The organism is Microbacterium sp. NPDC091676, from assembly GCF_044756645.1.
Taxonomy (GTDB): domain Bacteria; phylum Actinomycetota; class Actinomycetes; order Actinomycetales; family Microbacteriaceae; genus Microbacterium; species Microbacterium paraoxydans_D.
Genome location: NZ_JBIVTI010000001.1, coordinates 863,277 through 878,142 on the forward strand (window position 1 = coordinate 863,277; position 14,866 = coordinate 878,142).

The window sequence follows — 14,866 nt, forward strand, 5'->3', positions numbered from 1 at the left end:
CCGGGACGGCGGCCTTACTGCTGCGGCTGGACCGGGGTCGTCGCGAGGATGTCGACGACGAACACGAGGCTCTCGTCCTGCAGCTCGTGGCCCTCGCTCGCGCCGTAGCCATCGGACGGCGGCATGACGACGAGAACCTGCGAACCGACCTTCTGCCCCTCGAGAGCCTTCTGGAAGCCGGTGACGACCCCCGTGGTCTGGAACTGCGCCGGGGCGGCGTCGCGGCTCCAGCTGGAGTCGAACTCCTCGCCGTCGGACCACTTCACGCCGAGGTACTGGACGACCACCAGGTCACCGGAGGCGACCGTCGCCCCGTCGCCCTGCTTGAGGACGGAGACCTTCGTCTCGGTCGGCGCGTCGCCGTCCGGGATCGTGACGGACGGCTTGCCGTCGTCGTCGAGCGTGACCTCGGGCATGCCGGCGGTCGGCTCGACGGGCTCACCCGTCGCCACCTCGGGGAGCCGCTCGACGGCCTCCGCGTAGACGACGATGTTGCTCTGCCCCTCACCGAGCGCGCTGCCGGGGATGGCGAGGACGACGCGGGATCCGACCGGCTCGCACTCCAGCGCCGCGACGAACAGCGACGACTGGTTCGGGTCGAGGAGCACGGGGAGCGTGCCGTCCTCGCCGCGTGCCGACGAGTCGACCACGTCGCCGCTGGCGGCATCGACGATCTGGTACTGGACGGAGACGAGGTCGTTCGCCGCGAGGTCGTCCCCGTCGCCCTCGGACACGACGGTCCGCTCGACGTTCGCGAACTCCGCATCGGCGGGAACCGTGATCTTGGCGTCGAGGCCTTCGCCGTCGACCTCGATGGCGTCCGAGGTGTCGCCGGCCGTCGCGTTCACGAGGCACTGGCTCGACCCGGAGGCGTCCGGGGAGGAGGTACTCTGCGGATCGCCGTTCCCGGAGCAGCCCGCCAGCAGCAGGGTCGCCGCAGCGACGGTGGACAGGACGAGCAGCGGACGGGTGCGCACAGGAAGACCTCACGATCGCGGGCGGGAGCTTCCATCCTGCCTCATCGCCCTTTGCTCGCGCTGGGAAGCGGCGGCGCGAGTCTTCATTCCCACGTCGGCATGGATCCGGGAGTAGCCTGCTCTGATGAGCTCTGAGCAGTCCGTGGACCCCGAAACCCCCTCAGAGGACTCCCCGAAGCCCCGGCACGCCGGCTTCACCTACACCCTGGGCCGCAGCCTCATCACCCCGCTCGCCCGGCTCGTCTACCGGCCGCACATCGAAGGACGCGAGCACGTCCCGATCACCGGCCCGGTGATCTTCGCCAGCAACCACCTGTCGTTCATCGACTCCATCGCCATCCCCGTGGCGGCTCCGCGCCCCGTGCACTTCCTCGCCAAGTCGAGCTACTTCGAGGGCACCGGTGTGAAGGGGTGGGCCTCCAAGACATTCTTCGAAGCGATCGGTGCGATCCCGGTCCGCCGCGGCGCCGGCCAGGCGGCTCTCGACGCCCTCGACCTGCAGCGTCAGCTCCTCGACGAGGGCCTCGCCGTCGCGCTCTACCCCGAGGGCACCCGCTCCACGGACGGCCGACTGTACAAGGGCCGCACGGGCGTGGCGTTCCTCGCTCTGCAGACAGGAGCCCCCGTGGTCCCCGTGGGACTCGTCGGCACCGACAAGGTCATGCCGGTCGGCGCCAAGATGCCCACGCTGTCCGAGCGGATCACCGTGCGCTTCGGGGAGCCCCTGGATCTCTCCCCGCACGGACCGGCCACGAGCGGCCGCGCGCGCCGACTCGCGACCGACGAGATCATGGCCGCGATCCATGCCCTCTCCGGACAGGAGCTCGCGGGCACCTACAACGAGGCACCGGCGCAGAACACGATCGAGAAGATCAAGCAGGCACTCCCGCACGAGCGTCGCTGAAACGGCCGCTCAGCCGACGGCCGTCACCGTCGCCTCGTGGCGGACGGGGAAGTTGACCGAGTTGGCGATGAAGCACCACTCGTTCGCCTGAGCGTGCGCGCGCTCGGCCGCCTCGATCATCGAGGCCTCGGCGACGACGACCTCCGGGCGCAGCAGCACCTCGACGAAGGAACCGCCGCCGGCGCCGTTCTCGCGCATCATGCCGCTCGCGGTGTCCCGGTAGGACACGACCACCACGCCGGCCGTCACGCACGCGTGCAGATAGGACAGCAGGTGGCACTCGGAGAGGGAGGCCAGCAGGAGGTCCTCCGGGTTCCAGCGCGACGGGTCGCCGCGGAAGGGCTTGTCGGACGACGCGAGCAGCTCGGGCTTCCCCTCCACCTCGATCGTGACATCGCGGCGGTAGTCGCGATAGCCGCTCGTACCGGACCCGGTGTTGCCGGTCCAGGTGGAGGTGAGGGCGTAGCGGTGCTCGCCGAGGGGCCGCGGAGTCGTCTGCTCTGGCATGCGCCCAGTCTGCCAGGCGGCGCCGACACCCGGGCTCTGCCCTCGACGGAGCCGCGCCGCACCCGCCGGTAGAGTTGTCGGGTGCTGGAGACTCTCACCGTTCAGGATTCCGTCGAACTCGCCGTCGTGGAGCGGAGCGGCTTCATCGAGTCGCGTCATGCCGGTGCGGCTGTCGTGCTGTCGCCCGAGGGCGAGGTGGTCGCGCGGCATGGGAATGCGGACGCGCTGATCCTCCCCCGCTCCAGCCTCAAGCCCCTGCAGGCGGTCGCCTGTCTCACGGCGGGCGCGGTGCTCGAGGGCGAGCAGTTGGCTCTGTCCACCGCCAGCCATTCCGGAACGGACCGGCATGCCGAGGTCGTGCGCGAGATGCTCACCGCCGGCGGCCTCAACGAGGACGACCTCGCCTGTCCTCCCGCCTGGCCGAGCGACTCCGCGACCCGCGACGAGATGGTGCGCGAGCACGGCCAGGAGGCTCGGGTCCGGATGAACTGCTCGGGCAAGCACGCCGCCATGCTCCGCGCCTGCATCGCGACCGGCTGGCCGATCGAGGGCTATCTCGACCCGACTCACCCGCTCCAGGCTCACATCCGCGACGTCATCCAACGCCTGACCGGCGAGAAGATGGCGCACACCGCGATCGACGGCTGTGGCGCGCCCGTGTACGCCCTCAGCCTCACGGGCCTGGCCCGCGCGATCCACCGCGTCGGCACCGCCTCCGAGCGTTCGCCGTTCGCGCTGCATCGTGTGGCCGGCGCCCTGGTGAAGGCCGTCCGCGAGAACCCCTGGACCATCGACGGCCCGGGGCGCCCTGACACCATCGCGATCAAGCGGCTCGGCGTCTTCGCGAAGGGCGGCGCGGAGGGCGTGATGGTGATGGTGGCTCCGAACGGGACGACGGTCGCCCTCAAGCTGCTGGACGGCGGCGCCCGCGCATCGACGATCGTGGCCGCCACGCTGCTGGCGCGCGCGGGCGGGCTCAGCGAGGCGGACGTGGCCACGCTCGCCGAGGCCCTGCCGCTCGCGGTGCTCGGCGGCGGTGCGAGCGTCGGCGTCGTCCGCCCCGGCGCGGGTATCTGACCGGACGTCGGCGGCACGGGGCCGGGCTGCCGCCGTCGGGCGGTCATCGACGCGCCAGAGCATCGATGACCACGCGCCGGGGTGCGCGGTCGCCGATCACGGACCATGCGCGTCCGGCATCGGGTCGGGCGTACGGCGCGAGGGTGCGGACACCGACGAGCTGACGCAGCTCGCCGGCCCGCTCCGCCCGGATGAGCACCTCCCCGTGCGACCGCACGCGCTGCCACAGGGACCAGTGACGCTGCCAGCTCTCGGCATCGGCGATGAGCACGAGGGGCTTGCCGTTCCCGCTCACCTCCGGCACCAGGGGCTGCACGTCCCACTCCGGGTGCGCCGCGGCCAACGCTCGGAGGACGGCGGGCGCCCCCGGAGTGACCAGCGCCGCCGTCTCCCTCGCCGGCGTCCATGTCGGCGTCGCGTCCTGGAGGGTCTGCATGGCCCGCGCCGGCACGGCCCCGGGCTCGATCCAGGCGAACTGCATCTCCCGCTCTCCGAGGACCGCACGCCCCGGCGGCCGGTCCCGGCGGAAGGCGGCGATCTCACCCCCGGCGGCGAGGTGCTCGACCCGAGTGGGCATCCGGAGCACCGCCCGTCGCGGGAGAGCGTCGAGCACGCGCGCCAGCGGACCGGCGGCCCGACTCGCCGCCAGCACCCAGGTCACGGCCGCCGTCGACCGCACGAGGAGCTCCCACCGGCGCACGAAGTCCTGGCCGTCCTCGAGGGGCAACACGGCGAGAAGGACGTCGAGATCGTCGACGAGCACGACGTCGGCGGGAACGGCATCCCCCTCCGTCCAGGCGAGGAGCTGGTCGACGGCGGCTTCCGGATCATCGGGGAACCAGGCGCAATCCGGGTGCTGAGCCGCGATGACCCGCAGCGCGGCCGTCCTCCCGGTCCCCGGCGCGCCGAGCACGACAAGTCCACGCTCACGCCCCGGATGCAGGATCTCCAGCGGCTGCGCCTGGTGGTCGGGGTCGTCGGCACGTCCGAGCACGATCAGTGGCCCCGGCTCGCCGCCGCGCTTCGGGTCGGCGTCCAGGGTCTCGAGCGGCAGGTGCGCGGGCAGGGACGGATGCCACGGCGGCGGGGGTGCGGGAGTGCCGGCCCATCGCTCCTCGAGACGACGGATGTGCTCGTCGTCCGCGAGCGCTGTGCGCAGGAGATGGGGTTCCTCGTCCTGGGGGCGTCGGAGCAGCGCCTGGCCGCGACCGTCCGGACCGCCGGGCAGGTCCGCCGCTCCCCCGGTCCCGAGCATGGCTCTGCTGTCGGCGACCTCCGCGACGCGAAGACTGATCCGCAGCGGACAGTTCGTCGCGAGAGCGTCGCGGATGACGCCGGCGGCGCGCTGGGTGCCGAGGATCAGGTGCATGCCCAGCGCACGCCCTCGCGCCGCGACGTCGGTGAACACGGCGGCCAGCTCCGCGTGTTCCTGCAGCAGGGCCGCGAACTCGTCGACGACGATGACGAGACGGGGCAGGTCGGTCTCGCGCACATCCCGGGCGCGAGCCGCGGCGAGGGCGCCCTCGCGACGCCGCATCTCGGCGGCGAGACTGGCGACGCCGCGCCGCGCCTCCGTGTCGTCCAGATCCGTGATGACCCCGACGACCTGCGGCAGTCCTCGCAACCGGTCGAAAGCCGTGCCGCCCTTGAAATCCGCGAGGAGGAAGCTCACCCGGTCAGGGCCGTGCCCGGCGCAGACCGCGGCGACCCAGCTGACGAGCAGCTCGCTCTTGCCGGTGCCCGTCATCCCCGTCACGATCGCGTGCGGCCCGTCCTCGACGATGTCGACCTCCACCGGCTCGCCATGCGTCCCGAGGCCCAGGGCGACGCGCAGGCCCGACCCCGGCGGCGGTTGCGGGAGGTCTCCCAGGTCCGCCGTGGTCACGGGGTGCCCTGCCCCGTCCCCCGCCCCGCACAGCTCGGCCGCGGCCGCTGCCTGGGCGGACGACAGGAACTCCACGGCGAGGTCGACCTCGCCGTCCGGAGTCCGCAGCGTGGCCGCACCCGGCTCCTCGATGTCGATCACCGTCGTGATCCCCTCCGGGACCTCGGCGCCGGGCGGAACGGTCCAGATCACGGCATCCGCCCCTGCCCCTGCCCCGGTGGCGAGAGCGAGACGGAATCCGCCGCGTCGCGCCCGCTGCGCATGCGGAAGTGCTCGGAGCGCCGGGTCGCACCCCTCGTCGCCGACGAGGGACAGCACGCTCGGCGAGAAGCGCAGGCAGAGCTGGACCACGAGAGCGCGAGCTGCCGCCTGTACGAGCGGCTCTCGGCCGCGGAGACACACCCCGCGGCCGAGGGCGACGGCCCGCGGCGCATCCTCCAACACCGCGCAGCGGCGGCGGAAGTCGTGAGCACGGGCGTCGTCACCGCCTTCGCAGCGCACCCCGCTCGCCCGGGATCCACGTCCCACCACGAGCGAGGTGTCGTCGCCCGGCGGTCGGGCATCCCGCAACGGCCGGTCGCGAAGGCAGGATGCCGCATCCGGATGACGGCGCTCCACCTGCGCCCGCTCCTGCGCGTGGCGACGATGCAGCTCGGCCTCGATGTCGGCCCAGGCGGTGCTCACCCTGAGCGCGTCGGCCTTCCGTTCCCGGCGACGACCCCGGGCCGTGTCGAGGAGAGAAGCGCCCAGCATGAGGGGACCGAGAGCCGCGAACCACAGCGCGTGCACGGCCCCCGTCGTCATCCAGAGGGCGAGGCCGGCCGCCACGGGGACGACGGCGGCGACGAGGGGAAGCGGGCGGCGGCGCGCCGGTGCCGACGCGGACGGAAGGAGCAGGGGCGAGGGATCCATGCACCCAGTGCACCCGACCCGCGGTGCGGACACCGCCTGTCCACAGGCTGCGGAGCGCTACTCCGCGGAGTCGTCAGATGGGGAGGAGGAGTCCTCGGGCTCGCTGACCTGCAGGACGATCACGGTGACGTTGTCCCGTCCGCCGTTCTCCAGGGCGGCGGCGAGCATCGCGTCGACGCTCTCCCCCGGATCGGTGTGCGCACGGAGGAAGTGCTGGATGCCGTAGTCGGTGAGCTCCTTGGTGAGTCCGTCGGAGCAGATCACGAAACGGTCTCCCGGACGCACGTCGATGGTCACGTAGTCCGGCGCGGTGAGCTCGCTCGCGCCGACGGCGCGGGTGATCACGTTGCTGTACGGGTGCCCCTCGGCCTCTTCCGGGCTGAGTTTGCCGGCGGTGATGAGCTCCTGCACGACGGAGTGGTCCGTCGTCACCTGCAGCAGCCGGTCATCGCGCAGGAGGTAGACGCGAGAATCGCCGATGTTCAGTGCCACCCAGTGGGGCTCGCCGTCGCGTTCGTCGAGATACACACCGGTGAGCGTGGTGCCGGTGCCCTCATCGGTGGTGTCCGGGTGCCCGGCGATGTCATCCACGGCGAGAGCGAGCGCCTTCTCGATCGCGGAAGGAGAGACCTCGTCCGCGTCCACCACCGCACGCAGGCGGGTGACGGTGCTCTGGCTGGCGATCTCGCCACCGGCGTGGCCGCCCATGCCGTCCGCGACGATGAACAGCGGGTACTCGGCGAGCAGCGCGTCCTGATTCGTCTCCCGGCGCCGCCCCTGGTCGGTCACCCCGGCCCAGGACAGCAGCAACGGACGATGCGCAACCGTGACGGTGTGCGTCTTGGTCTCAGCCACGAACTGCCTCCGATGGACCTGCGGCGAAGGGGACGGGCGCAGGATACTCACACATCGTAGTGGAACTCGCTCCCCTGATCCGCACCGGCGTCGTGGTGAACGGGGCGCGGGACGAAGGGAGGAGAGACGGCGGCCCTCCGGTGCGACGAGTCCATGCCTCCACGTTAGCGGCATGTCGGGGCGTGCCGGCACCACGGACGCGAAGAACCCCCGGTCCGGAGACCGGGGGTTCTTCCGCCGTCGTCACGCAGGCGGCTGCGTGGGATCGTTCGGCGTGGTCGGCGGAGCCGGAGGAGCCGCGGGCGGAGCCGCCGACGGAGCCGCGGGCGGAGCCGGAGGCGTCGTGGGCGGGGCCGCGGGCGGAGCCGGAGGCGTGGTGGGCGGCACCGGAGGAATCGGCGCTCCCGTCGCGGGGGCGGCCGGCGCGGCCGGCGGCGCGTAGCCCGGAGCGGCGGGCGGGGTGTACGGCTGCGTCGGAGGCGCGTACCCCTGCGGAGGGGTGCCGTAGCCCTGGGGGGCGCCGTAACCCTGCGGGGCGCCGTAGCCCTGCTGCGGCGCGACCGCTGCGGGCTGGACGGGGATCCCGTCCCAGACCGTGCGGTCGCCGAGGAACGCGTTGCCCGCCCAGGAAGCCGGCTGGATGTTGGGGTTCCAGCGCGACTTGTCGAAGGCGTTGATGCCGAGCCAGACGACGGAGAGGAAGACGTAGAGGACCACCCAGACGGCGTCCTTCTGGAGCTTGAGCCCCACGCGCCATGCCGCGATGACCGAGAGTACCCCGAGGGCGAGCGAGAAGAGGAAGCCGATGCCGATCCAGCTCAGCAGGGCGGCACCCGCGATGCCGTAGAGGACGAGCCACGGGCTCAGGTCGCCGAGCTTGAAGAAGATCATGGAGTTGTAGACCGGCACCCAGGCGCGCCAGTTCCCCTGGACCCCGGCCTTCTGGAAGATCTTCATGTAGAAGAGCGACACCAGGACGTATCCGGCGACCGCGATCAGCAGAATGACGAAGAAGTAGGCGAAGAGGAGGCCGAGATAGCCCGCTCCGTAGTCGTCGTAACCCATGAGGCTCACATTCTCTGGTCAGGGGAGACGGCTTTCGTCCCCCACCACGAGACTCCCCGCCTCGCATTGGACATGGTAGCGGTGCGCCCAGGGGGCGGCAACGACCGCCGGAGGCGATTCGCCGGGCCCGGGGCGATCGTCAGTCGGCAACGACCAGCTCGACCTCGCCGGGCACCGCACCGTCCCGGAGCACGAAGTCATGCGCCCGGGCCCACCGATGCAGGGCACGGAGCGAGCCCAGCCGCGGACGATCCTCCGCCAGCGCGCGCACGAGCAGCCCCTTGCTCTTCTTGTTGAAGTGGTTCAGGGCTCTCCCCTGCTCCGTGACGACCCGCACATACGCCGACGACACCGCGTCAGGGACGGGACCGAGCGCCGCGTAGGCCTCGCTGCGCAGATCGAGGACGAACGCGGGGGCGTCGGCTGCGATCGCCGCCGTCGTCGGATCGGCCCAGTGACGGCGGAGCGGCGCCATCCCGGGCACGGCCGTGCCGGCAGCGAGGCGATACGTCGGAATCGCGTCCAGAGCGGCGACGGGGCCGAACGGGGCGCTGTGGATCCACACGTGAGCATCCAGCCAGCGGCGGGAGGCGGCCGACAGCGACGCCGCGTCGAGGGCGTCGAACAGCACCCCGGTGTAGCGGTCCACCGCGGGCATCGTGGCCGAGGTCCGCAGGGCCCGGTTGTGCGCGACGTCTCCCCGCTGCCGCTCGCTGAGCTTGAGCACCCGCCGGGCGGCGTCCTCGTCGTCCGCGAGAGCGATGAGGGCGTCCATCACGGCATCCCGGTGCGGGGCGAGATCGGGAAGCGCGAGCGCCGACACGTCCAGGGGGCCGCCGTCACCGCCCTCGCGCTTGGTCTCGGACGGCGGAAGAAGGATCTTCATGGGACCTCAGGGGAAAGAGACGCGTCCGCCTCGACACCCGGGCGGGTGTCGAGGCGGACGCGATGTACAGGACTGTCAGGAGATGAGTGCCGCGTTGCCGGCCACGATCGTCAGGACGTCGCCCTCCATGGAGAGGAATCCGTCCTGCGCGTTCGCCAGCACCTTGGCGCCATCCGTCTGGGTGATCCGGACCTGGCCCTCGGCGAGGATGGCCAGCACCGGCTCGTGACCGGACATGAAGCCGATCTCGCCCTCGACGGTCTTGGCGACCACGAGGCTCGCCTCTCCCGTCCAGACCTCCGCGTCGGCGGAGACGAGGCTGACGTGCAGCGCCATGGTCAGGCGTTCTCCTTCTGGATCTGCGCCCAGCGCTCCTCCACGTCGGAGATGCCACCGACGTTGAAGAAGGCCTGCTCGGCGACGTGGTCGAAGTCACCGCGGGTGATCGCATCGAACGACTCGATGGTCTCCTTCAGCGGCACGGTCGAGCCCTCGACGCCCGTGAACTTCTTCGCCATGTAGGTGTTCTGCGAGAGGAACTGCTGGATGCGGCGTGCACGCGACACGACGATCTTGTCTTCCTCGGAGAGCTCGTCGACACCGAGGATGGCGATGATCTCCTGCAGCTCCTTGTTCTTCTGGAGGATCTGCTTGACCGTGGTGGCCACGCGGTAGTGGTCCTCGCCCAGGTAGCGGGGGTCCATGATGCGCGACGTCGAGGTCAGCGGGTCGATGGCCGGGTACAGACCCTTCGACGCGATCTCACGGGAGAGCTCGGTCGTCGCGTCGAGGTGCGCGAAGGTCGTGGCCGGAGCCGGGTCGGTGTAGTCGTCGGCCGGCACGTAGATCGCCTGCAGCGAGGTGATCGAGTGACCACGCGTCGAGGTGATGCGCTCCTGGAGGAGGCCCATCTCGTCGGCGAGGTTCGGCTGGTAACCCACGGCGGAGGGCATGCGGCCCAGCAGCGTGGAGACCTCGGAACCGGCCTGCGTGAAGCGGAAGATGTTGTCGATGAAGAGCAGCACGTCCTGCTTCTGCACGTCGCGGAAGTACTCCGCCATCGTCAGAGCCGACAGCGCGACGCGCAGACGCGTCCCCGGCGGCTCGTCCATCTGGCCGAAGACGAGGGCGGTCTTGTCGAAGACGCCCGCCTCCTCCATCTCGTGGATGAGGTCGTTGCCCTCACGGGTGCGCTCGCCGACACCGGCGAACACCGACACACCACCGTGGTCCTGCGCGACGCGCTGGATCATCTCCTGGATGAGGACGGTCTTGCCGACACCGGCACCACCGAAGAGACCGATCTTCCCACCCTGCACGTACGGGGTGAGGAGGTCGATCGACTTGATGCCCGTCTCGAACATCGTGGTCTTCGACTCGAGCTGGTCGAAGTTCGGGGCCTTGCGGTGGATGGGCCAGCGCTCCGTGACCTCGATGGTCTCACCGGGCTCGCCGTTGAGGACCTCGCCGATCACGTTGAAGACCTTGCCCTTGGTGATGTCACCGACGGGGACCGAGATGGCCTCACCGGTGTCACGCACCTCCTGACCGCGGACGATTCCGTCGGTCGGCTTCAGGGCGATGGCGCGGACCAGGTCGTCGCCGAGGTGCTGCGCGACCTCGAGCGTGATCTCGGTGGACTCCTCGCCGATCGTGATCGTCGTCTTCAGCGCGTTGTAGATGTCGGGGATCGAGTCGTGCGGGAACTCGATGTCGACAACCGGACCGTTGACGCGGGCGACGCGCCCGACGACCGCGGTCGCCGGCTGCTCAGCCGTGGCGGTGGTGGTCATTTCTTCGTCTCTTTCCTGAGGGTCTGTCAGCTCGATGCGAGAGCGTCGGCGCCACCGACGATCTCGGCGATCTGCTGGGTGATCTCGGCCTGACGCGCGTTGTTGCGCAGGCGGGTGTAGTCGGTGATGAGCTTGTCGGCGTTGTCGCTGGCCGACTTCATCGCCTTCTGCGTCGCGGCCTGCTTGGCGGCGGACGACTGCAGGAGGGCGTTGAAGACGCGGCTCTGGATGTACACCGGCAGGATCGCGTCGAGCACCGTCTCGGCGTCGGGCTCGAACTCGTACAGCGGGTAGACGGTGCTGCCCGCCTCCGAGTCGTCGGCCTCCGCGATCTCCAGCGGCAGCAGGCGCACGGACTCCGGCGACTGCGTCATCATGCTGACGAAGCGGTTGTACACGAGGTGGATCTCGTCGACGCCGCCGTCCTCTCCCCCACGGTTGAAGGCCTCGAGAAGCGTCTGCGAGATCTCCTCCGCCGTGTGGAACGAGGGGGTGTCGGTGTCGCCGGTCCACTCTGCAGCGGCCTCGATGCGACGGAACTGGAAGTACCCGACGGCCTTGCGGCCCACGAGGTAGAACACCGGCTCCTTGCCCTGCTCGCGCAGGAGCTCCGCCACCTCGAGACCCTCACGGAGGATCTGCGAGTTGAAGGCTCCGGCGAGACCGCGGTCCGACGAGAAGATCACGACCGCGGAACGGCGGATCGTCTCGGGCTCGCGGGTGAGCGGGTGGTCGACGTTCGAGTGCGTCGCGACGGCGGACACGGCCCTCGTCACGGCCCGCGCGAAGGGGGTGGACGCCTTGACGCGTGCCATCGCCTTCTGGATGCGCGAAGCCGCGATGAGTTCCATCGCCTTCGTGATCTTCTTGGTCGTCTGAGCAGAAGAGATCTTCTGCTTGTAGACCCTGAGTTGAGCGCCCATGAATCAGTACCTCACGCGATTACGCGCGACGACCCTTGACGATCTTCTCCTGGTTGACGTCCTCGGCCTCGGCCGCAGCGTGCTCCTCGTGACCAGGGGCGCCGATGGCGTGGCCCTTGCCGCCCTGGAACTCCAGGAGGAAGTTGTCGGTCTGCTTGTCGAGCTCGGCGACGGTGGCGTCGTCCAGGACGTTCGTCTCCCGCAGCGTGTCGAGCACCTTCGTGTTGCGACGCAGGTAGTCGAGCAGCTCGCGCTCGAAGCGCAGCACGTCCTCGACCTCGATCGAGTCGAGCTTGCCGTTGGTGCCGGCCCAGATCGAGACGACCTGCTCCTCCACCGGGTACGGCGAGTACTGCGGCTGCTTGAGCAGCTCGGTCAGACGGGCACCCCGCGAGAGCTGACGGCGCGACGCGGCGTCGAGGTCCGACGCGAACATCGCGAACGCCTCGAGCGAGCGGTACTGCGCCAGCTCCAGCTTCAACGTTCCGGAGACCTTCTTGATCGACTTCACCTGGGCGTCACCACCGACACGCGACACCGAGATGCCCACGTCGACCGCCGGACGCTGGTTGGCGTTGAAGAGGTCGGACTGCAGGAAGATCTGGCCGTCGGTGATCGAGATCACGTTGGTCGGGATGTACGCCGAGACGTCGTTCGCCTTGGTCTCGATGATCGGGAGACCCGTCATCGAGCCGGCACCGAGCTCGTCGGACAGCTTCGCGCACCGCTCGAGCAGACGCGAGTGCAGGTAGAAGACGTCGCCCGGGTAGGCCTCGCGGCCCGGCGGGCGGCGGAGCAGCAGCGACACGGCACGGTAGGCCTCGGCCTGCTTCGACAGGTCGTCGAAGATGATGAGGACGTGCTTGCCGCCGTACATCCAGTGCTGACCGATCGCCGAACCGGTGTACGGAGCGAGGTACTTGAAGCCGGCGGGGTCGGACGCCGGAGCCGCCACGATGGTGGTGTACTCCAGAGCGCCGGCCTCCTCGAGCGCGCCCTTCACCGAAGCGATGGTCGAGCCCTTCTGACCGATGGCGACGTAGATGCAGCGGACCTGCTTGTTGACGTCGCCGGACTCCCAGTTGGCCTTCTGGTTGATGATCGTGTCGATCGCGATGGCCGTCTTGCCGGTCTGGCGGTCGCCGATGATGAGCTGGCGCTGGCCGCGGCCGACCGGGATCATCGCGTCGATGGCCTTGATGCCGGTCTGCATCGGCTCGTGGACCGACTTGCGCTGCATGACGCCGGGGGCCTGGAGCTCGAGCTCGCGGACACCCTCGGTCGCGATCGCGCCGAGGCCGTCGATCGGGTTGCCGAGCGGGTCGACGACGCGGCCGAGGTAGCCGTCACCGACCGGGACGGAGAGGACCTCACCCGTGCGGGTGACTTCCTGACCGGCCTCGATGCCGGTGAAGTCGCCGAGGACGACGACGCCGATCTCGTGCTCGTCGAGGTTCAGCGCGAGACCCTTGGTGCCGTCGGCGAAGGTCACGAGCTCGTTCGCCATGACGCCGGGAAGTCCCTCGACGTGAGCGATGCCGTCGGCGGCGTCGATGACGGTGCCGACCTCGGTCGCCGCGGCCCCGGTGGGCTCGTACGCGGCGGCGAAATCCTTCAGCGCGTCACGGATGACGTCGGGGCTGATCGATAGTTCTGCCATTGTCTTCCCTTTGTATCTGGGTGCGCGGTTCCCCGCGCGAAGTCGTGTTAGCCCGCGAGCTTCTGGCGAAGGTCGGCGAGTCGTGCGGAGATGCTGCCGTCGATCACGTCATCGGCGATCTGCACGCGCAGGCCTCCGACGACGCTGGGGTCGATGACGACGTTCAGGGACACCTGGCCGCCGTATCGCTGCGAGAGCGTCTGGCCGAGTCGCGTGCGCTGCGCGTCGCTGAGCTCGGTCGCCGTGTGCACCGTGGCCACGAGGCGGCCGCGCTGGCTCGAGACGATACGCATCGCCCGGCTCAGCAGCTGCCGCACCCGGCGCTCGCGCGGCTGACGCACGAGGGACGTGACGATGAGGGCCGTCGGAGCGCTGGCAGAGGCATCGACGAGGAGGCGCTCGACCAGGGCGGCCTTCGCGTCCTCTCCCCCGAGCCGGCTGCCGAGAGCGAGCTCGAGCTCCGGGTTCGCCGCGATCACCCGCGAGAAGCCGAAGAGCTCTCCCTCGATGTCCGCGCCCGACTCGGCGATGGTCGCCGCCCGGATCGCGAGCTCCTCGAGACCGTCGATCAGCTCGGACGCGTTCGACCAGCGTTCGGCGACCGCCGTGCGCAGGACGTCCTGCGCTGCGGAGCCGTACTGGCCGAACACCGCGGACACGACGTTCTGCCGGGCCGAGGTCGGAGCCGAGGGGTCAGCCAGCGCGCCGCTCAGCTGAGACGATGCGCCCACGGCCCGCGCGGCCGCGAACAGCTCGCGCGCGGTCTCGAGGGTGACGTCCTTCGCTGCGGCAAGCGTCTGAGTGGATGCCGCGAGTGCCTGAGCGGTCGCGCTGCCCATTACTGAGCCGCCTTCTCGGATGCTTCGAGATCGGCGAGGAAGCGGTCGACCACGGCGGCCGCGCGAGCGTCGTCGGAAAGCGTCTCGCCGACCACGCCGCCGGCGAGGTCGAGAGCGAGCGAGCCGACCTCGCTGCGCAGGGAGACGAGAGCGGTCTGGCGCTCGGCCTCGATCTGCGTGTGCGCGGTGGCGGTCAGACGCGCGGCCTCGCTGGCTGCGGTCTCCTTCGCCTCGGCGATGATCTTCTTGCCGTCCTCGCGGGCGGCCTCACGGATCTCACCGGCCTCGGTACGGGCCTCGGCGAGCTGCCGGGTGTACTCCTCGAGAGCCGCTTCCGCCTGCTTCTGCGCCTCATCGGCCTTGGCGATGTTGCCCTCGATGGCGGCGGACCGCTCGTCGAGCATCTTCGTCAGACGGGGAAGGGCGACCTTCCACACGACGGCGAGGATGATGAGGAACCAGAAGCCCGACCAGATGATGTCGTACCACGCGGGGATCAGCGGGTTGTTCGCCGCCTCACCCTCTGCCGCGAGGTTCGTGACAAGAGCGTTCAGCATCCTGTCTCCTTCAGAAGTCGGTGGGG

Annotated in this window: 14 protein-coding genes; 2 read left to right on the top strand and 12 right to left on the bottom strand. The window is 70.3% G+C overall.

The window, feature by feature from the left end; all coding sequences use genetic code 11:
- Positions 1-14: 14 nt before the first annotated feature.
- Positions 15-977: an FKBP-type peptidyl-prolyl cis-trans isomerase gene (locus ACIQID_RS04395; RefSeq protein WP_312672952.1), complete on the bottom strand. Its 963-nt coding sequence runs from the start codon at positions 975-977 to the stop codon at positions 15-17.
- Positions 978-1,101: 124 nt separating this feature from the next.
- Between ACIQID_RS04395 and ACIQID_RS04400 the strand changes: the two genes are divergently transcribed.
- Entirely contained in the window at positions 1,102-1,881 is a 780-nt protein-coding gene (locus ACIQID_RS04400) for a lysophospholipid acyltransferase family protein (RefSeq protein ID WP_400282322.1), read from the top strand.
- 9 nt (positions 1,882-1,890) lie between these two features.
- On the opposite strand, the gene ACIQID_RS04405 is transcribed toward ACIQID_RS04400, so the two are convergent.
- Entirely contained in the window at positions 1,891-2,388 is a 498-nt protein-coding gene (locus ACIQID_RS04405) for an OsmC family protein (protein ID WP_331202671.1), read from the bottom strand.
- A gap of 81 nt (positions 2,389-2,469) precedes the next feature.
- Between ACIQID_RS04405 and ACIQID_RS04410 the strand changes: the two genes are divergently transcribed.
- Complete coding sequence (locus ACIQID_RS04410) at positions 2,470-3,465, top strand: asparaginase (protein WP_400282325.1); 996 nt, start codon at positions 2,470-2,472, stop codon at positions 3,463-3,465.
- 43 nt (positions 3,466-3,508) lie between these two features.
- Here the strand turns inward: ACIQID_RS04410 and ACIQID_RS04415 are convergent, their stop codons facing one another.
- The 10 genes from ACIQID_RS04415 to ACIQID_RS04460 form a co-directional block, all read right to left on the bottom strand.
- Positions 3,509-6,262: an FtsK/SpoIIIE domain-containing protein gene (locus ACIQID_RS04415; protein WP_400282328.1), complete on the bottom strand. Its 2,754-nt coding sequence runs from the start codon at positions 6,260-6,262 to the stop codon at positions 3,509-3,511.
- A gap of 57 nt (positions 6,263-6,319) precedes the next feature.
- Positions 6,320-7,117 (bottom strand): protein phosphatase 2C domain-containing protein, encoded by a 798-nt coding sequence (locus tag ACIQID_RS04420; RefSeq protein WP_312672958.1) that lies wholly within the window; start codon positions 7,115-7,117, stop codon positions 6,320-6,322.
- 243 nt (positions 7,118-7,360) lie between these two features.
- A complete protein-coding gene (locus ACIQID_RS04425; protein WP_400282332.1) occupies positions 7,361-8,182 on the bottom strand; it encodes a large exoprotein in 822 nt (273 codons plus the stop codon).
- 139 nt (positions 8,183-8,321) lie between these two features.
- Complete coding sequence (locus tag ACIQID_RS04430) at positions 8,322-9,068, bottom strand: peroxide stress protein YaaA (protein ID WP_312672961.1); 747 nt, start codon at positions 9,066-9,068, stop codon at positions 8,322-8,324.
- A gap of 75 nt (positions 9,069-9,143) precedes the next feature.
- Entirely contained in the window at positions 9,144-9,404 is a 261-nt protein-coding gene (locus ACIQID_RS04435) for a F0F1 ATP synthase subunit epsilon (RefSeq protein WP_025103153.1), read from the bottom strand.
- A 2-nt stretch (positions 9,405-9,406) separates the two neighbouring features.
- On the bottom strand, positions 9,407-10,861 hold the full coding sequence (gene atpD, locus ACIQID_RS04440; RefSeq protein ID WP_025103152.1) for a F0F1 ATP synthase subunit beta: 1,455 nt from the start codon (positions 10,859-10,861) through the stop codon (positions 9,407-9,409).
- 26 nt (positions 10,862-10,887) lie between these two features.
- Positions 10,888-11,784: a F0F1 ATP synthase subunit gamma gene (locus tag ACIQID_RS04445; protein WP_025103151.1), complete on the bottom strand. Its 897-nt coding sequence runs from the start codon at positions 11,782-11,784 to the stop codon at positions 10,888-10,890.
- A gap of 19 nt (positions 11,785-11,803) precedes the next feature.
- Positions 11,804-13,444 carry a F0F1 ATP synthase subunit alpha gene (atpA, locus tag ACIQID_RS04450; RefSeq protein ID WP_062634989.1) on the bottom strand — a complete coding sequence of 547 codons (1,641 nt, stop codon included), beginning with the start codon at positions 13,442-13,444 and terminating at the stop codon, positions 11,804-11,806.
- A 47-nt stretch (positions 13,445-13,491) separates the two neighbouring features.
- Complete coding sequence (locus ACIQID_RS04455) at positions 13,492-14,283, bottom strand: F0F1 ATP synthase subunit delta (RefSeq protein ID WP_312672964.1); 792 nt, start codon at positions 14,281-14,283, stop codon at positions 13,492-13,494.
- Positions 14,283-14,840 (bottom strand): F0F1 ATP synthase subunit B, encoded by a 558-nt coding sequence (locus ACIQID_RS04460; RefSeq protein WP_025103148.1) that lies wholly within the window; start codon positions 14,838-14,840, stop codon positions 14,283-14,285. The genes ACIQID_RS04455 and ACIQID_RS04460 overlap by 1 nt, the downstream gene beginning before the upstream one ends.
- Positions 14,841-14,866: the final 26 nt, after the last annotated feature.